Annotated in this window: 16 protein-coding genes; 4 read left to right on the top strand and 12 right to left on the bottom strand. The window is 60.9% G+C overall.

Features of this window, described 5'->3' with window-relative positions; genetic code table 11:
* Nucleotides 1-59 precede the first annotated feature (59 nt).
* Entirely contained in the window at nucleotides 60-641 is a 582-nt protein-coding gene (locus NXC24_RS07355) for a GNAT family N-acetyltransferase (RefSeq protein WP_104822703.1), read from the top strand.
* Between the two features lie 17 nt (nucleotides 642-658).
* Here the strand turns inward: NXC24_RS07355 and NXC24_RS07360 are convergent, their stop codons facing one another.
* Both NXC24_RS07360 and NXC24_RS07365 read right to left on the bottom strand, forming a co-directional pair.
* Nucleotides 659-1306 carry a hypothetical protein gene (locus NXC24_RS07360; RefSeq protein WP_104822704.1) on the bottom strand — a complete coding sequence of 216 codons (648 nt, stop codon included), beginning with the start codon at nucleotides 1304-1306 and terminating at the stop codon, nucleotides 659-661.
* A 2-nt stretch (nucleotides 1307-1308) separates the two neighbouring features.
* On the bottom strand, nucleotides 1309-1617 hold the full coding sequence (locus NXC24_RS07365) for a DUF3572 domain-containing protein (protein ID WP_104822705.1): 309 nt from the start codon (nucleotides 1615-1617) through the stop codon (nucleotides 1309-1311).
* Nucleotides 1618-1748: 131 nt separating this feature from the next.
* On the opposite strand from NXC24_RS07365, the gene NXC24_RS07370 reads away from it, so the two are divergent.
* Together NXC24_RS07370 and NXC24_RS07375 are read left to right on the top strand one after the other, a co-directional pair.
* Nucleotides 1749-2120 (top strand): response regulator, encoded by a 372-nt coding sequence (locus NXC24_RS07370; protein ID WP_007531841.1) that lies wholly within the window; start codon nucleotides 1749-1751, stop codon nucleotides 2118-2120.
* Nucleotides 2121-2135: 15 nt separating this feature from the next.
* Nucleotides 2136-3509 carry a PleD family two-component system response regulator gene (locus NXC24_RS07375; protein ID WP_104822706.1) on the top strand — a complete coding sequence of 458 codons (1374 nt, stop codon included), beginning with the start codon at nucleotides 2136-2138 and terminating at the stop codon, nucleotides 3507-3509.
* 813 nt (nucleotides 3510-4322) lie between these two features.
* Here NXC24_RS07375 and rpmG read toward each other — a convergent pair.
* The 10 genes from rpmG to NXC24_RS07430 all read right to left on the bottom strand — a co-directional run bounded on the left by rpmG (nucleotide 4323) and on the right by NXC24_RS07430 (nucleotide 15910).
* Nucleotides 4323-4490 carry a 50S ribosomal protein L33 gene (gene rpmG / locus NXC24_RS07385; protein WP_003587245.1) on the bottom strand — a complete coding sequence of 56 codons (168 nt, stop codon included), beginning with the start codon at nucleotides 4488-4490 and terminating at the stop codon, nucleotides 4323-4325.
* A 96-nt stretch (nucleotides 4491-4586) separates the two neighbouring features.
* Nucleotides 4587-5771, bottom strand: coding sequence for an MFS transporter (locus tag NXC24_RS07390; protein WP_104822708.1), 1185 nt, complete (start codon nucleotides 5769-5771; stop codon nucleotides 4587-4589).
* 10 nt (nucleotides 5772-5781) lie between these two features.
* The gene (locus NXC24_RS07395) at nucleotides 5782-6081 is read right to left on the bottom strand and encodes a hypothetical protein (RefSeq protein ID WP_104822709.1); all 300 of its coding nucleotides are present in this window, start codon (nucleotides 6079-6081) and stop codon (nucleotides 5782-5784) included.
* Nucleotides 6078-6533 carry a DUF983 domain-containing protein gene (locus tag NXC24_RS07400; RefSeq protein ID WP_104822710.1) on the bottom strand — a complete coding sequence of 152 codons (456 nt, stop codon included), beginning with the start codon at nucleotides 6531-6533 and terminating at the stop codon, nucleotides 6078-6080. Before NXC24_RS07400 ends, NXC24_RS07395 begins: the two co-directional genes overlap by 4 nt.
* 30 nt (nucleotides 6534-6563) lie before the next feature.
* Nucleotides 6564-8942 (bottom strand): ribonuclease R, encoded by a 2379-nt coding sequence (rnr, locus tag NXC24_RS07405; protein ID WP_104822711.1) that lies wholly within the window; start codon nucleotides 8940-8942, stop codon nucleotides 6564-6566.
* A complete protein-coding gene (topA, locus tag NXC24_RS07410; RefSeq protein ID WP_104822712.1) occupies nucleotides 8939-11626 on the bottom strand; it encodes a type I DNA topoisomerase in 2688 nt (895 codons plus the stop codon). The genes rnr and topA overlap by 4 nt, the downstream gene beginning before the upstream one ends.
* A 240-nt stretch (nucleotides 11627-11866) precedes the next feature.
* On the bottom strand, nucleotides 11867-13018 hold the full coding sequence (gene dprA / locus NXC24_RS07415) for a DNA-processing protein DprA (protein WP_104822713.1): 1152 nt from the start codon (nucleotides 13016-13018) through the stop codon (nucleotides 11867-11869).
* Nucleotides 13018-13638 carry a glycerol-3-phosphate 1-O-acyltransferase PlsY gene (gene plsY, locus NXC24_RS07420; protein WP_199773536.1) on the bottom strand — a complete coding sequence of 207 codons (621 nt, stop codon included), beginning with the start codon at nucleotides 13636-13638 and terminating at the stop codon, nucleotides 13018-13020. The genes dprA and plsY overlap by 1 nt, the downstream gene beginning before the upstream one ends.
* A 29-nt stretch (nucleotides 13639-13667) precedes the next feature.
* Nucleotides 13668-14957, bottom strand: coding sequence for a dihydroorotase (locus NXC24_RS07425; RefSeq protein ID WP_104822715.1), 1290 nt, complete (start codon nucleotides 14955-14957; stop codon nucleotides 13668-13670).
* The gene (locus NXC24_RS07430; protein WP_104822716.1) at nucleotides 14954-15910 is read right to left on the bottom strand and encodes an aspartate carbamoyltransferase catalytic subunit; all 957 of its coding nucleotides are present in this window, start codon (nucleotides 15908-15910) and stop codon (nucleotides 14954-14956) included. The genes NXC24_RS07425 and NXC24_RS07430 overlap by 4 nt, the downstream gene beginning before the upstream one ends.
* Nucleotides 15911-16095: 185 nt before the next feature.
* Between NXC24_RS07430 and NXC24_RS07435 the strand changes: the two genes are divergently transcribed.
* The gene (locus NXC24_RS07435; RefSeq protein ID WP_104825059.1) at nucleotides 16096-17754 is read left to right on the top strand and encodes an acyl-CoA dehydrogenase family protein; all 1659 of its coding nucleotides are present in this window, start codon (nucleotides 16096-16098) and stop codon (nucleotides 17752-17754) included.
* Nucleotides 17755-17769 lie beyond the last annotated feature (15 nt).

Raw genomic sequence — 17769 nt, forward strand, 5'->3', positions numbered from 1 at the left:
ACATCGCCACCTTATGTTTTAAGCTTGTGAGTCTCAAGACGGAAAAGAGCGGGGAGGAGATGTTGGAGGAATTGAAAGCGGTGCCTTTGACGGCGGATCGCTGGGGCGATTTCGAAACACTCTTCGGGCCAAGCGGCGCCTGTTATGGCTGCTGGTGCACCTATTTGCGCGTTCCGACATCCGAGCGCAAAACGATGGATGGCGGGGCGAAGAAAAAATTCATGCAGGCCCGCGTCTCAGCAGGCCCGCCCCCCGGCCTTCTCGGCTATATCGGTGAGCGCCCGGTTGCCTGGACGCAGGTTGGACCGCGATCGGAACTGCCGCAGTGGAATTCTCCGAAAACCGTCTCACGGCCGCTCGATCCGGAGGATGCCGAAGACAGCTCGGTCTGGGCCGTCAGTTGCTTTTTCATGAATTCGCGCGATCGCGGTAAAGGATACAGCCATCGCATGCTGTCCGAGGCGGTGAACTTCGCCAAGGCCTCTGGTGCACGCATTCTCGAGGGCTGTCCGATCGAACGGACGAAGCAATCGAAATCCGTCGGCCTCTGTGTCGGTTCGCTCCGCATATTCGAGGCGGCCGGCTTTTCCGAAGTCGCCAAACGAAAGGACGGGCGTCCCTTGATGCGCCTTGTTCTCTAATGCCGGCGCGGGCGAACCTAGCGGGCGATATGGGCGCGGATCAATGGCGCTGCCTGAGCCCAATCGTTCGCCTGGGGAATGTCGGCCGCTGCAGCCGGCGCCATGCGATGGACGATCGAGTCCGGCTTCAGGTTGATGAGAAGGCAGCTTGCGAGATGGTCGCGGACCGAATGCAGATTGTGCGCCATATCGTCGACGAAGGCGACGGGCAGGGTGCGCGTGCCGTGCAATGCCTGCACGATCGGTCCCTTCGGCTGCAGCGAGGCGAGCAGCGGATGGGAAAGGCCCAGCCTGTCGAGAAGACGGCGGCGCTGCGCCCAGAACTGCGGCGGCATGGCGGTGAGGAAGACGACATCGGCGTCTTTGGAAAAGCCATCAAGGGTGTCGACGACGCGATCCAAGGGTGTCTGCCATTGTTCCTGCGCCTCGAAAAACGCGTCGATCAGACGACGGACCTCCATTTCTTCCAGCGCCTCACCGCTTGCCTTCGAAATGACGTTGCCGGTCAGCCGGAAGGACCGCGGCAGGAATTCATGGCCTTCTCCATCGAGAAAGAGCAGGAAGGGCGCAAAGAAGTGCAGCACGACATCGTCGACGTCGCAGACGATGAGCGGCCGGTCGCCAAGGCGGACATGCGATGTGTCCAATTCGATCGGGGCATCCATCGTCAATATTCCCCTGAGGAAAGGCCGGGTGGCGAGAAGTGCGCGGATGCGGCGGCAACCGTTTCTGGCGCGATGCTGCTTGCCTGGCAGAATGCAAGCAATGTCGGCTCATGGTTCATCAAAAAATCCAGCATGCCGGCAAGAAAAGCGGGTTCGTTGATGGCGTTGCGCACCTGTGCCGGTTCGACACCGGTCAAGGCCAGGAAGCGGCCGAACATATCCGGCTCATTGGCCAGCCAGCCAAGTACGGCGATCGCGGTTTCCTGCGGATCGGCGGCCGCCTTCTTCGGGTTCTTGGAGTTACTTTGCATTTTGAGCGGTGAGTTACCTATTTTTCAACCAAATGCCGCTAGCGTCGGATTCAAGTATTTCTGGAATCGATTTCTCGCGACGTTATATTTTCATAGAATGGATGCAATACCGGATGCAGGGACAGCTCTCCATGCCTAAGCAGGTGATGATTGTAGAAGACAACGAGCTCAATATGAAGCTCTTTCGCGATCTTATCGAGGCGTCCGGCTATACGACGATCCAGACCCGAAATGGCATGGAAGCGCTTGATCTTGCTCGCAAATATCGCCCGGATCTGATCCTGATGGACATCCAGCTTCCTGAGGTTTCGGGCCTTGAGGTGACGAAGTGGCTGAAAGAGGATGACGATCTGCACGTCATTCCGGTGATCGCGGTGACCGCCTTTGCGATGAAGGGCGACGAGGAGCGAATCCGTCAGGGCGGCTGCGAAGCCTATGTTTCCAAGCCGATCTCCGTGCCGAAATTCATCGAGACCATTAAAACCTATCTGGGCGACGCCTGAGCGCGGGGAAGACTGATGACCGCGCGCATATTGGTGGTTGACGATGTACCCGCTAACGTAAAGCTGCTCGAAGCAAGGCTGCTGGCCGAGTATTTCGACGTGCTGACGGCGGAGGACGGCCTGAAGGCGCTGGCGATCTGCGACAGCACCCAGGTCGATCTCATCCTGCTCGATATCATGATGCCCGGCATGGATGGGTTCGAGGTCTGCGAGCGGCTGAAGTCCGATCCGCGCACCGCGCATATTCCCGTGGTCATGGTCACGGCGCTGGATCAGCCCGCCGACCGCGTGCGCGGCCTTAAGGCCGGCGCCGACGATTTTCTGACCAAGCCGGTAAACGATCTGCAGCTCATTTCGCGGGTCAAAAGCCTGCTGCGCCTGAAGACACTCAGCGACGAGCTGCGCATGCGCAACGAGACGGCGCGCAACTTCGGCATCGACGACCTTCTGCGCATCGGCGAAGGCCGCGCCGACGACAATGGCCATGTGTTGCTGGTCGACGGCCGCGCCAATTCGCAGGAGCGTATCATCCGCGCCCTGAAGCCGATCGCCGAGGTGACCGCAACATCCGATCCGCAGGCGGCCCTATTCGAAGCTGCGGAAAAGCCGTTCGAACTCGTCGTCGTCAATTCGAATTTCGATAATTACGACCCGCTGCGGCTTTGCTCGCAGCTCCGCTCGCTAGAGCGCACGCGCTTCCTGCCGGTGCTGCTGGTGACGGAGCAGGGGGCTGACGAGATGATCGTCCGCGCGCTCGATCTCGGTATCAACGACTATATCGTCCGCCCGCTCGATCCGAACGAGCTGGTAGCGCGCTGCCTGACGCAGATCCGCCGCAAGCGTTACAACGACCGTCTGCGCGCCAGTGTGCAGCATACGATCGAACTCGCCGTCACCGACGCGCTCACCGGGCTCAACAACAGGCGTTATCTCGACAATCACTTGAAGATCCTCTTCAATCGCTCCTTGACGCGTGGACGGCCGCTCTCGGTGCTGATCACCGATATCGATCGCTTCAAGCAGGTGAACGACACCTATGGCCACGACGCCGGTGATGAAGTGCTGAAGGAGTTTGCCGCCCGTATTCGCTCCACCGTACGCGGCGCCGATCTGGCCTGCCGCTATGGCGGAGAGGAATTTGTGGTGGTCATGCCGGATACGTCCCCCGAAGTCGCTGCCGCCGTTGCCGAGCGGCTGCGTGCTGCCGTGGAAACCACGCCGGTTACGCTGCGAGAAACAGGAGCCGTTCTCAATGTCACCGCCTCTTTCGGCATCTCGTCCCGTTTGGAGACGGTCGAAAGCCCCGAGCAGTTGATGAAGCAGGCCGACCGCGCCCTGTATGAGGCCAAGAATGCCGGCCGCAACAGGGTCGTCGCAGCGGCTGCTTGAGCAGGGGTGCCATCGGACTTCCCCTTAATATCCACGGGATTTTGGTAGTTTTGAACAAGGATTAAAAATTTGTAATCTTTGTTCCATAACAATGATCGTAGATTTCCACAGGAGAATAACCCCTTTATTCTACCTCAGTAAGTTCGCAGAAGATACTTGTTATATTTTGTAGAAGACTGATGTATAGCGTGTATTTGTTGTGATATTTTTGCCATAAATGAAGTTGAAATGGCGAAAAGCTATGAGTATTCCATGCATAACATGTTTGTCACTGTGGTATGCAAATGTGCTCAAATATCTGTAGCCAGAATCTGCTATGCATACGATCATTACCTCTTTAATTTTGAGATCTACTCGCTTTCCGATTGTTATTTTTTCAGGTCAACAAAGCTGAATGACGGCAGGAATTTTAACCATTCGGGCAGACAAGAATTTTTTATCATTAAGAATTTGTTGATTTTCTTTCGATTTCGCGCAAATTTAGTCCCGTACAAGGACAGGCCCGCAAGGGCGTGGGAATACCCCATGATGCTCAGGTCCGCCGCATCTCCTGGGTCGTGGGGTCGGTCGGCTGGCAAGCAATTTTAAGCGGTTCCTCGTGCCGTTTTGCAGGCTAGCCGACCCCCAATTCGAAACGCCGCCTTCCAATGGAAGCGCGGCGTTTTTCTTTGTTAATATCAGAAAGTTGAGTTTTAGGCCTTTCTGTTTTTCCGGTGCCTGCATAAGGTTTTGCACAGAAAAAGAAGGCAGCAAAAATAAAAAAAGGCGCTAACCTTACGGTTGCGCCCTTTTGTAATCAGAAGTTTAGGAAACTTACTTGATCTTCGTTTCCTTGAACTCGACATGCTTCTTAGCAATCGGGTCGTACTTCGTCTTCGTCATCTTGTCCGTCATCGTACGGCTGTTCTTCGTCGTGACGTAGAAGAAACCGGTGTCGGCCGTCGACAGCAGCTTGATCTTGATGGTGGTAGCCTTGGCCATGGTCGTCCTGCCTTTAAGAAAAATGAAAGCCGTGGACGGCCAGTGCGGAGGTCCACGGCAAATTCTGGCGCGAAACTACAAATCGCGCCCGAAAAGTCAACCCCTGCTGCCCATGAAAAGCAGCCGTATCGCCGAAAGCAGGACGTAAAGTCCAAAGAAAAAGGCGATTGCCCAGGCAAAACCGCTGGGATTGGCGATATCCATGGCTGTTCCGATCGTCGGCGGACCGAGGACCATGCCGACTGCGTAACAGAAAACGAATGCCGCATTGGCGGCGACAAGGTCCGCGCCCGTCAGCCGGGTTCCGAGGTGGCTGAGGCCGACCGTATACATGCCGGAAACGCAGCCGCCCCAGAACAGCAGGATAACCGCCAGAAGTATCCAATTCGAAGCCAGCGAGGGCAATAGAAGCGCACCGACCAGTCCGATGGCTGCCATGATCGACAAAAGCGGCCGCTTGTCGCGCAAGCGGTCGGCAAGCAGCCCCAGGGGAATCTGGAAGACGAAGTTGCCGACGCCCATCACGGTCAGCAGCAGTGCGGCTTGTGATTCGTTGAAACCAAGCCGAGTCGCATAGCTGGTGAACAATGATCCGCCGCCGACGGTCACAGCGCCGAACACGAAGACGGCGGCGGTCGCCGTTGGCACCAGGAAAACGTAACGGATAAAATGCAGCTCGGGCTTTTCGTCGACGATGGGGCTCTCGTTGCGGGCGATGAAGATCGGGATTGTCGCCGCCAAAATAATGCAGGCGCCGATGACGAAGGGCATCAGCCCTTCGCTGCCGACCAGCGAGAAAAGCAGGGGGCCGGCTGCAAAGCCGAGCGAGAAAACCGTGGAATAGAGGCCGAGCACGAAGCCGCGCTTGGAGGGCGGGGAGGCGGCGTTGATCCAGAATTCCGACAGGATGAAGAGGGTGGTGGTCGCCCCATGGAAGATCAGGCGCAGCGGGAACCACAGCAGCAGGCTTTCCGCGTAATAGAACCCGAGCGAGCTCAGCGCGGAGAGCACGACAGCCCAGATCATCGTCTGCACCACACCGAATCGGTGGGCGAGCTTCGTGGTGATCAGCGCCGCTATCATCGCGGCGATCCCCATCATTGCCGTGTTGAGCCCGATCAGGCTTGAGGGAATGCCGCGTTTTTCGAGGATGATGCTGAGAAGCGGAAGGCCGAGGCCGATGGCGATGCCGACAGCGGAAACGGACGAAATGGCGGCGACGAGCGAAGGCCAATGAATTTCTTCGACATGGCCGGCCTTGCCGTTCGTCGGTTCAAACATGAATTGATCCTTAGAGCATGTGGCGAACGAATCGTTCGCAACGCGGGAGATAGAAAGGCACGGCACGGCCAAATCCAGGTGACGGGTCGGCTTTCATGGGATCAATCATATCCTCCGCAATGATCCTTTCGACGCCCGGCATGTTCAGACAAGAAATGTCGCCGATGTCAAGCCATTGGAGATCAAGCAATTCCCGCGAATCATGAATATAGGGCGGATCGATACTGGTTCCGTCCGAAGGGAGTAACGGCGCATGCCCGCTCCCGCCGGCCGCCAAGGCTGGTGATATCAGCTCGAGGGTTTGGTTCACGAGTGGCCGTTTCCCCGATCCCATTCTTCGGGACTGTCGTCATGGCCGCCGAAGCCATGCATCCGCAGCGCCCATTGCAGGCCGATGACGCCGCCCTTGATCGGTTGAATTGCCGCCAAGGCGGTGAGCACCGTAATCGGCGCCCAGATGGCGAGATGCGCCCAGATCGGCAGATGAAAGGCCATATCCGTCAGCATGTAGCCGCCGACCACCACATGGCCGAGTACCAGGATGACCAAGTAGGGCGGCAGGTCGTCAGCACGCTGGTGGAACAGCTCCTCCTCGCAGACGGCGCAACGGTCTGCTGGTTTCAGGAACGCCTTGAAGAGCTTTCCCGAGCCGCAATGCGGACAGCGGTTCAGTAAGCCGCGGACAATCGAGCGTCCGAGCGGACGTTCAGCCTCGTCGGGGCCGCCAAAGCGGATGATTGGATCGGACGGGCTGCTCGTCATGAACCTTTCCTTCCTGCCGGCAGCCACCGTTTATCGGCGCCCGCGCGGCGGTCTCGTTCCCGGCGCCTTGCGTGCCGGGGTCTTGTTGCGTCGCGTCGCCTTGTGGAAGGAACGCACCGCCGTTGGCATGGCGCGGCCGTCGCTTAACATTTCGAAGCGCAGGGCACCCGCCAGCGGGATCGCTTCCGCAAGGCGCACTGTGACGCTGTCGCCGAGGCGGAAGCCGAGCCCCGTCTTTTCACCCGTCAGCGCCTGATGCGCCTCGTCATAGATGAAATAGTCGGAGCCGAGCGTAGATATAGGGATGAAGCCGTCAGCGCCATAGTCGGGCAGGGTGACAAAAAGTCCCGACTTGGTGACACCGCCGACCCGGGCCTCGAATTCCTCGCCGATACGCCCGACAAGATGATGCGCAATCAGCCGGTCGACCGTCTCGCGTTCGGCCGCCATGGCACGGCGCTCGAAAGTAGAAATTTCGGCGGCGATATCGTCGAGCGTTGCTTCCTCGTCCGGCGTGATGCCGCCTTCGCCGAAGCCGAGCGAGCCGACGAGGGCGCGATGCACGATCAGATCCGCATAGCGGCGGATCGGCGAGGTGAAATGCGCGTATTTCATCAGGTTCAGGCCGAAATGCCCGATATTGTCGGGGCTGTAGATCGCCTGGCTCTGCGAGCGCAGCACCATCTCGTTGACCATGGTCTGATGCGCCGTACCCTCGGCCTTCGCCAGGATGCCGTTGAAGCTGTTGGCGCGGACATTGCCGCCCTTGACGAGCGAGATGCCGAGCGTTGCGAGGAATTCGCGCAGCACTTCCTGCTTGGCAAGCGTCGGGCCGTCATGGATGCGGTAGATCAGCACCTGCCGCTTCTTTTCCAGCGTTTCGGCAGCGGCGACATTCGCCTGGATCATCATTTCTTCGATGAGTCTGTGGGCATCGAGACGCGGCGGTACGAAGACCCGATCGACCGTCCCATCCGGCTTCAGCAGGATCTTGCGTTCGGGCATGTCGAGTTCGAGCGGCTGACGCCGGTCGCGGCCGCGCCTCATAACCTCATAGGCATGCCAGAGCGGCTTCAGGATCGGCTCCAGCATCGGTCCGGTCTTGTCGTCCGGCTTGCCGTCGATCGCCGCCTGGGCCTGTTGGTAGGAAAGCTTGGCGGCACTCTTCATCATGATGCGATGGAAGGTATGGCCCGCCTTGCGGCCTTCCTTGGAAAAGATCATCCGCACGGCAAGCGCAGGGCGGTCGACGCCTTCCTTGAGGGAGCAGAGATCGTTGGAGATGCGCTCCGGGAGCATCGGCACGACGCGATCCGGAAAGTAGACCGAATTGCCGCGCTTCAGCGCCTCACGATCCAGCGCGGAGCCGGGGCGGACATACCAGGAGACATCCGCGATGGCGACAGTGACGATCACGCCGCCGGGATTGTCGGGCGAGGGGTCCAGCTCGGCATAGACCGCATCGTCGTGGTCCTTGGCATCGGCCGGATCGATGGTGATCAGCGGCAGGCTGCGCCAATCTTCGCGATGCGACATGGTGGCGGCCTTGGCGGCGTCCGCCTCGGCGATGGCAGCCTGCGGGAAGACATGCGGGATGCCATGCGCATGGATGGCGATCATCGAAATCGCCTTTTCCGAAGCGACGGAGCCGACGACCGACAGCACCTTGGCGCGCGGTAGCCCGAAACGGCCGAGGCGGGCAACTTCGACCTCGACCAGGTCGCCTTCCTTGGCGTCGCCGGTATAATCCGGATCGATGACCATTTCCTCGCCGCGCCGCTCGATCGGCAGCAGCCGCCCGCCGCCGCCCGGCGTCTCGCGAAAGACGCCCATGGTTGCGGCCAGACGCTTGTCGATAACCCTGATGATGCGCGCGGTATAAGCCGGGCCGCCGCGATCGACAGCCGGGAATATCTTGGCGAGGATGCGGTCGCCCATGCCGGCAACCGGAGCCTTGCCCTTGCCGTTGCGGCCGGCGGGGGAAGAGGACTGCTTGATCATCACGGCCGGCGCGACGCCGTTTTCCTCCGGCCATTCGGTCGGACGGCCGATCAGCTCGCCATCCTTGTCGCGCGTGGTGATATCGAGGACGGCGATCGGCGGCAAAGCTCCGGGGCGGATGAGCGACTTGCGGCTCTTCTGCACCATGCCGTCTTCTTCAAGCTCGCGCAGGAGGTTCTTGAGCTCGACGCGGCTCTCGCCCTTTAATCCAAAGGCCTTGGCAAGCTCGCGCTTGGAAGCCTGCTGCGGGTGATCGGCGATGAAGCGCAGGAGGACTTCGCGCGGCGGCAAAACGCCGTGCACGATCGCCATCATCGGTTCCGCATCGCCGCTGTTTTTCGCCGCACGACCAGTCTTGCCGGGGCGTCGCTCCGACGATGAATTCCTGCCGCGCGGTTCTCTGCTCACTCTGCGCTCTTCTTCGTCGTCTTGGTTGTTTTCGCCTTGGCCGGAGCCTTTGCAGCCGCCTTTGCCTTCGGTTTGGCGGCAGTCTTCGTCGTCTTGGTGGCGGCAGCCGCGGTCTTGGTCTTGGCCGGCGCTCTGGCCGACTTCCCGCCGCCGGATTTACCGGCTTTCGCCGCGATCAGCTCCAGCGCCTCTTCAACCGTGATTGCCTGCGGATCCTTGCCTTTCGGCAGGGTCGCATTGACCTTGCCCCAGTTCACATAGGGTCCGTATTTGCCGTCGCGAACGGTGATCGAGCCGCCGTCGGGATGTTCGCCGAGGTCCTTCAATGCTGCTGGCGTGCCGCCGCGGCTTCCTCCGCCGCCGGCCTTGCTCTGCTTTTCAGCAAGAACGGTCACGGCGCGGTTGAGGCCGACGGTGAAAACGTCCTCGACGGACTCGAGATTGGCGTAGCTGCCGTCATGCAGCAGAAACGGCCCGTAGCGGCCGATGCCGGACGAGATCATCTTGCCGCTTTCCGGATGCTTGCCGATATCGCGCGGAAGCGAGATCAGCGCCATGGCCTTTTCATAGTCGATATCCTCGGGCTTCCAGCCCCTCGGCAGCGACGCACGCTTGGCTTCCTTGCCGTCGCCGCGCTGGATATAGGGCCCGAAGCGACCGGAGCGCAGCGTCAGCTCTTCGCCGGTGACCGGATCGGTGCCGAGCGCCTTCGGTTCGTTCAACCCGCTGGCTTCAGCCTCCGCGCCGCCTTCCGAGGAGAGTTGGCGCGTGTAGTTGCATTCCGGATAGTTCGAGCAGCCGATGAAGGCGCCGTATTTGCCGAGCTTCAGCGACAGGTTGCCCGTGCCGCAGACCTGGCAGATACGCGGATCGCTGCCATCTTCCCGCTTCGGGAAGACCAGTGGAGCAAGCGCTTCGTTCAGCGCGTCGAGCACATTGGTGACGCGCAGTTCCTTTGTATCCTCGATCTGGGCGAAGAAATCGCGCCAGAAATCGCGCAATACATCCTTCCAGTTCAATTCGCCAGCGGAGATACGATCGAGCTTTTCTTCGAGATCGGCGGTGAAGTCGTATTCGACGTATTTCGTGAAGAAGCTTTCGAGGAAGGCGGTGACGAGCCGGCCCTTGGCCTGCGGTACCAGCTTGCGCTTGTCGATCGTGACATAGTCGCGGTCGCGCAGCGTCGCCAGTGTTGCCGCATAGGTCGATGGGCGCCCAATGCCGAGTTCTTCCATCTTCTTGATCAGCGATGCTTCCGAATAGCGCGGCGGCGGCTCGGTAAAATGCTGCGTCGAATTGATCTTCTGCTTGGCGAGATTTTCGCGCGCATTGATCTCCGGCAGGCGGCCATCCTCGTCGTCGGCATCGTCGCTCTGCTCGCCGTCCTCCTTCTGGTCGGTATAGGCGGCGATGAAGCCGTCGAAGCGGATCACCGAACCGACAGCGCGCAAGCCTGCCTTCTGGCCGGCATTGTCAGCCAGGATTTCCACGGTGGTCCGCTCGATCTCGGCCGAGGCCATCTGGCTGGCGATGCCGCGCTTCCAAATGAGATCATAGAGCCTGATCTGATCGGCATCGAGGAATTTGCGCACGCGATCCGGCGAACGATCGAAATCGGTCGGACGGATCGCCTCGTGCGCTTCCTGGGCATTCTTCGCCTTGGTCGAGTAGAAGCGTGCCTTTTCCGGTAGGTAGCGATTGCCAAACTGATCGGCGATGGAGCGCCGTGCCGCGTCAATCGCTTCCGGCGCCATCTGAACGCCGTCCGTACGCATATAGGTGATGAGACCGACAGTCTCGCCGCCGATATCGACCCCCTCATAGAGCTTCTGCGCGATCTGCATCGTGCGGGATGCCGAGAAACCGAGCTTGGAGGAGGCGGCCTGCTGCAGGGTGGACGTGGTGAATGGCGGGCTCGGATTGCGCTTGACCGGCTTTGCCTCGACCGTGTCGACGACATAGGCGGCGCCTTCCAGCAGCGCCTTCAGGTTGCCGGCCTCTTCGCCATTGCCGATCGAGCGCGGCTGCAGGCGCTTGCCGTTGGCGGCGACGAGCCGCGCTTCGAATTCGTCACCGCGCGGTGTCTTCAAGATCGCCGAGAGATTCCAGTATTCCTCGGAGATAAAACGTTCGATCTCCGACTCGCGGTCGCAGACGAGGCGCAAGGCCACCGACTGCACGCGGCCGGCCGAGCGGGCGCCCGGCAGCTTGCGCCACAGCACCGGCGACAGATTGAAGCCGACGAGATAGTCGAGGGCACGGCGGGCAAGATAGGCGTCGACCAGCGGCACGTCGATATCGCGCGGCTCGGCCATCGCGTCGAGCACGGCCTTCTTAGTGATGGCGTTGAAGACGACGCGCTTTACGGGCTTGCCGTTGATGACGCGCTTCTTGTTTAATAGGTCGAGCACGTGCCAGGAAATCGCTTCGCCTTCGCGATCCGGGTCGGTCGCGAGAATCAAGCCGTCGGAGGATTTCACTGCGTCGGCAATGTCCTTGATGCGCTTTTGCGAAGCGCCATCGACTTCCCAGAGCATCTCGAAGTCTTGCTCGGGAAGGACCGAGCCGTCCTTGGCAGGCAGGTCGCGCACATGGCCGAAGGAAGCAAGAACCTTATATCCGGGTCCCAGATATTTATTGATTGTCTTGGCCTTGGCAGGCGATTCCACCACTACAACGTTCATCATCAATCTCTGAATGCGAGGTCGCGCCGGAAAAAGGCGCGGGAGAGACGGGGTATTTCGTTTCCCCGGCCTTCCGACATGGACAGGGAATTCGCCGCGGTCAAGAGGCGAAGTCGATTTTTGCGGTCAGCGCGGCGATGCGATCCTTGCAAGATGGCATCTATGCTACAATCCTGAATAAGCGCCTTTGGACGCTCCCCGTAGGTTCTGGTCATCATATCGGAACAGCCGGCAACACTTTCAATCCAGCATCGAGATCGACACCAGTCCGCCGGGATGCCGATGCAACCGGCCGGCCATGTCGAGTTCGAGAAGCACGGAATGAACGGAGGACACCGACTGGCCGGTATGCCGGATGATATCGTCGATTTCCACCGGCGTCGGCCCGAGTGCGTCGATGATCTCCCAGCGCTCCGTATCGTCCGGTGGCAAGGACAGCGGTTTGTCGTTCTTTTCAGCGGGCGCTTCGGCAAGCTGCGGGCGGAAAAGATCGGGCTCGGCGAGAGGCCTCAGCGCCTCGATGACGTCATCCGGGCTGGTCACGATCATCGCGCCATCCTTCAGCAAACCATTGGTGCCCTCGCAGCGTGGATCGAGCGGAGAGCCCGGCACGGCAAATACCAGCCGGCCGAATTCGCCCGCGAGCCGCGCGGTGATCAGCGAGCCGGAGCGCGTTGCCGCCTCGATCACCACGACGCCCAGTGAGATGCCTGCTATCAGCCGGTTGCGGCGTGGGAAATCGCGTGCGCGTGGTTCCCAGCCGAAGGGCATTTCGCTGACGGCGAGTCCATTGCCGTCCCATATGTCATGCAACAGGCCGATATTTTCGGGCGGGTAGGGCTGGTCGAGCCCGCCGGCCATGGCGGCGATCGTGCCCGTTTCCAGGCTGGCGCGGTGAGCTGCCGTATCAATGCCGCGGGCAAGGCCCGAGACCACGGCATAGCCGGCCTGGCCACAAGCGCGGGCGATCATCGCAGTGAATTTGGCGCCGCTGATCGAGGCATTGCGCGAGCCGACGATGCCGATCGCCGGGCGGGTTGCCGTCGGCAAGCTGCCTTTGACGGCAAGAAGCGGCGGCGCACCATCGATCTCCCTCAGCGCCTGCGGATAATCCGGTTCGCCGATACCGACGAAGCGCGCGCCGAAACGATCCGCCGCTTCCAGTTCGCGCAGTGCATCCTGCTCGCTGGCAATACGGATAGCACGTGTCGAGCCGCCGCGCTGTGACAGCTCCGGCAACGCGGCGAGTGCGGCTTCGGCTGAGCCGTAGTGACGGATAAGGTCGCGAAAGGTGGAGGGGCCGACATTGTCGGAACGGATCAGACGGAGCCAGGCTATCCTTTGTTTTTCCGTCAGCGCAATTCCGGTTCGTCCTGCGCTGCCTCTTCCCATTACCCCTTCGCTCCGATCTTGGTTTCCGTGCCGGCGGTCAGCCGGGCAATATTGGCTCTGTGCTTGTACCAGGCGATAACGGTCATCAACGCCATGGCCGCGGCGATCTTGTCGGCACCCAATATCCATAATGCAACCGGAATGACAAGGGTTGCAACCAGCGCGGAAAGAGAGGAGTAGCGGGTCGTAAAGGCGATGACCAGCCAGATGATGGAGAAGATCAGCGCCATCAACGGCGCGAGGCCCAGGAGAATACCCAGGTAGGTCGCCACGCCCTTGCCGCCCTTGAAGCCGATCCAGACCGGAAAGATATGGCCGATGAAGGCGGCAAAGCCGGCGAGCACGCTCGCATCCTCACCGAAGAAATGCGAGACGATCAACACTGCGACCGTTCCCTTGAAGGCGTCGAGCAGCAGCGTTGCTGCCGCCAACGGCTTATTGCCGGTGCGCAGCACATTGGTCGCGCCGATGTTGCCGGAGCCGATCTTGCGGACATCGCCGAGACCGGCCATGCGTGTCAGAACCAGGCCGAAGGGGATAGAGCCGAGCAGGTAGCCGATGACAATAGCTGCCAGCGCCGTTGGCAGGGTCAACTGCCATGTCCAGAAATCCGCCATCACTTTCTATTCCCCATAAGCCTCAGCTTTGCCTAGAGACTGTGAACCAGCTTGCCCGCGACATAGGTCGCGACTGCCCTGCCGGTCATTCTTGCGTCTTCGAACGGTGTATTCTTCGAGCGCGACAGAAGCATGTCTTTGGCAACAAGCCAAGGCTCGTCGAGATCGATCAAGGTGATATCCGCCTTTGCACCCGGCTTCAGCGTGCCGGCATCGAGACCGAAGATCTGCGCCGGCCGGGTTGAAAGGGCGTCGATCAGCCGCATGAGGCTGACTTCGCCGCTGTGATGCAGGCGAAGTGCGGCCGCAAGCAGCGTCTCCAACCCGATTGCGCCATCCTCGGCCTCGCCGAAAGGCAGGCGCTTGGTATCCACATCCTGCGGGTCGTGCGCCGAGACGATAATGTCGATGGTGCCGTCCGCAAGCGCCTCGATCATGGCCGTGCGATCGTCCTCGGAGCGTAGCGGCGGGTAGAGTTTGAAGAAGGTGCGGTATTCGCCGATGTCGTTTTCGTTGAGCGCCAGATTGTTGATCGAGGTGCCGCAGGTGACCTTCGCGCCGCGCGAGCGTGCAAGACGGATGGCCTCTGCCGATTCCGGCACGGAGATCATCGCTGCGTGATAATGGCTGCGGGTCAGCGTCGCGATCCTGAGATCGCGCTCGAGCGGGATAAGCTCGGTTTCCCTCGGAATACCGGATAGCCCGAGCCAGCTTGCCAGCAGCCCCTCATGCATTACACCGTTGGCGCCGAGATATTTGTCGCGGGTCTCGCAGGAGACGACCGCGCCGAATTCGCGCGCATAGGTCATGATGCGGCGCAGGACCTGCGTGTCGTAGACGCCGGAATGCGCATCGGTGAAGACCACGGCGCCGGCTTCCCTGAGGAGACCGATTTCCGTCATCTCTTCGCCGGCAAGCCCCTTGGTAATCGCCGCTGCCGGATAGACATTGACGACGGCCGTATCGCGCGCCGTCTTCTTGACGAATTCGACGAGGGCGATGTCATCGATGACGGGATCAGTGTCCGGCATCATGATGAAGGAGGTCACGCCGCCGGCTGCCGCCGCGCGGCTCGCCGAAGCGATGGTCTCGCGATGTTCGCCGCCGGGCTCGCCGACATGGACACGGGCATCGACAAGGCCGGGCACGGCGACGAGGCCGGTGCAGTCCCGTACTTCAGCGCCCTTCGGCGCGGCATGCCCGAGTGCATCCTTGCCGGCGGCGAGGATGACGCCGTTTTCGACGATGATCGTGCCGACTTCGTCAAGATTGCGCGAGGGATCGATGATGCGGACGTTCTGGAGGACGATCGAGTTGCTCATGCGCCAGCTCCCTCGGTGCGCGGTCCCTGGTTTTGCGAGATCAGCAGCGCCTCCATGACCGCCATGCGCACCGCGACGCCCATTTCCACCTGTTCGGCGATGACGCTTTGCGGGCCGTCGGCCACCTCGGAGGCAATCTCGACGCCGCGGTTCATCGGGCCGGGATGCATGACCAGCGCATCTTCCTTGGCCGCCTTCAATGTCTCGGCATCGAGCCCATAGAAGTGGTAATATTCGCGCACCGACGGCACGAAGGCACCGGACATCCGCTCGCGCTGCAGCCGCAGCATCATCACCACGTCGGCGTCCTTCAGTCCTTCCTTCATCGAATGGAAGACTTCCACGCCCATGTCGGCAATCCCGGCGGGCAGCAGCGTGGCGGGAGCCACGACCCGGACACGCGCACCCATGGCATTCAGCAGCAGGATATTGGAGCGTGCGACACGCGAATGCAGCACGTCGCCGCAGATCGCGACGATGATGCGCGAGAGCTTGCCCTTGGCGCGGCGAATGGTCAGTGCGTCGAGCAGCGCCTGCGTCGGATGCTCATGCTGGCCGTCGCCAGCATTGACGACGGAGCAGGAGACCTTTTGCGCCAGCAGCGAGGCAGCACCGGCGCTGGAGTGGCGGATGACGAGGACATCGGGACGCATGGCGTTCAGTGTCATCGCCGTGTCGATCAGCGTTTCGCCCTTCTTTACGGAGGAATTGCCGACCGACATGTTCATGACGTCGGCGCCGAGCCGCTTGCCGGCCAGTTCGAAGGATGCTTGCGTGCGGGTCGAGGCTTCGAAAAAGAGATTGATCTGCGTCAGCCCGCGAAGCGTCGATGTCTTCTTTTCGCGCTGCCGGCTGATCTTCACTGCCTCGTCGGCCTTGTCGAGAAGATAGGTGATATCTTGTTCGGTGAGGCCCTTGATGCCGATGAGGTGGCGGTGGGGGAAGAAGAACATGACGCTGCCCTCCGGATTTCGTCAGGGGGTCTATAAAGAGGGAGCGCCTCAGGGGCAAGCGCGGGCTTTCGTTACGCCCGCTTGTTCCCCATGCAATTTCGCTCGAATCCCGCTACAGCAGCTATGCTGTTGGGAGACGAAAGTTCCAGTTTCCTTTTGCAACCCTCTTGCTCTACAAGCGATCCATGACCCAACCGACCCGGACTGACGACACATTTGCCGAACTGAACCAGCCGAGCCTCTGGTCCGGCATCAATGCCTATCGTTCCGATCCGCTGATCGTCGATTTGACGTCCGGTCTGCCGCGCTCGACGCGCGAAGATCTGGAGCAGATGGGCCGTTATGTCACCTCGCATGAGGCGCAGGAACTGGCGCGCATGGCGAACCAGGGCGCGCCGCAACTGCGCACCCACGGCCCGCGTGGCGAACGGCTGGATGTGGTCGAGTTTCATCCGGCCTGGCATGCGCTGATGCGCCGCTCCATGGCGTCGGGCCTGCATTCCTCGATCTGGGATCCGCAGGCAGACCCGGAGGCCAAGGGCCAGTCGCACAAGGTCCGCGCCGCGCGCTTCTATCTGACCGCACAATTGGAATGCGGCCATCTCTGCCCGCTGACCATGACCAGCGCCTCGGTCGCGGCAATGATGGCATCTCCGGCCGTGCAGAAGGATTGGGCGCCGAAGATTCTCTCGCGCAAATATGATTCGTCCAACAAACCGGCCATGCAGAAAAGCGCCGTCACCATCGGCATGGGCATGACGGAAAAGCAGGGCGGCACGGATGTGCGCGCCAACAAGACGAGCGCCGATAAGGTCAGCGACGGCATCTATCGGCTCTCGGGCCACAAATGGTTCATGTCGGCCCCGATGAGCGATGCTTTCATCATGCTGGCGCAGACCAAGGACGGCATGGGCTGCTTCCTGGTGCCGCGCCTCCTCGAAGACGGTTCGGCCAACGGCCTGCAGTTTCAGCGGTTGAAGGACAAGCTCGGCAATCGCTCGAACGCGTCCTCCGAAGTCGAGTTCAGCGATACCTTCGGCTTCCTGCTCGGCGCGCCGGATGGCGGCATTCGCACCATTCTCGATATGGTGACGCTGACGCGCCTCGATTGTGCACTGGCATCCGCCGGCATCATGCGGGCTTCGCTCGCCGAAGCCGTGCATCATGCCCGTGGCCGCAGCGTCTTCGGCAAGATGCTGGTCCATCAGCCGATCATGACGCGCGTACTTGCCGATATGGCGCTCGATGTCGCCGCGGCGACCGCACTCGCCTTCCGCTTGGCGGAGGCCTTCGACAAGGCAAGCAGCAGCAGCGAAGATGCCGCCTATGCCCGCGTCATGACGCCGGTTGCCAAATATTGGTGCTGCAAGATCGCGCCCGCGCTGATCTACGAGGCGATGGAGTGCATCGGCGGCAGCGGCTATATCGAGGAGCGCCCGATCGCCCGGCATTACCGCGAGGCGCCGGTCAATGCGATCTGGGAAGGCTCCGGCAACGTCATGGCGCTCGACGTGCTGCGCGTTCTGAACCGGGGCAGGGATCTGTTCGAAACCGTCTTTGCCGGCCTTGCCCGCGACCTCGGCCCGGCCGGCAAGAAAACCATCGATGTTTTACGCGCCGCCATGGCGCTTTGCGAACAGGACGAAGGAGCAGCCCGCCTCTTGATCGAGCAGATGGCACTGGCCGCCGGCGCCGCCGAACTCTATCGCCTGGGCGCAGGCAAGATCGCCGATGCTTTCATAGAAACCCGCCTTGCGGGCGGCTGGCGCGCCACCTACGGCATGCTGGATGCCCGCTTCGATGCGAGCTACATCGTCGATTTGTTGTATCCGCCGGCGACTTGATTGCCCCGGCTCGGA

It is taken from the genome of Rhizobium sp. NXC24 (assembly GCF_002944315.1).
Classification (GTDB): Bacteria; Pseudomonadota; Alphaproteobacteria; order Rhizobiales; family Rhizobiaceae; genus Rhizobium.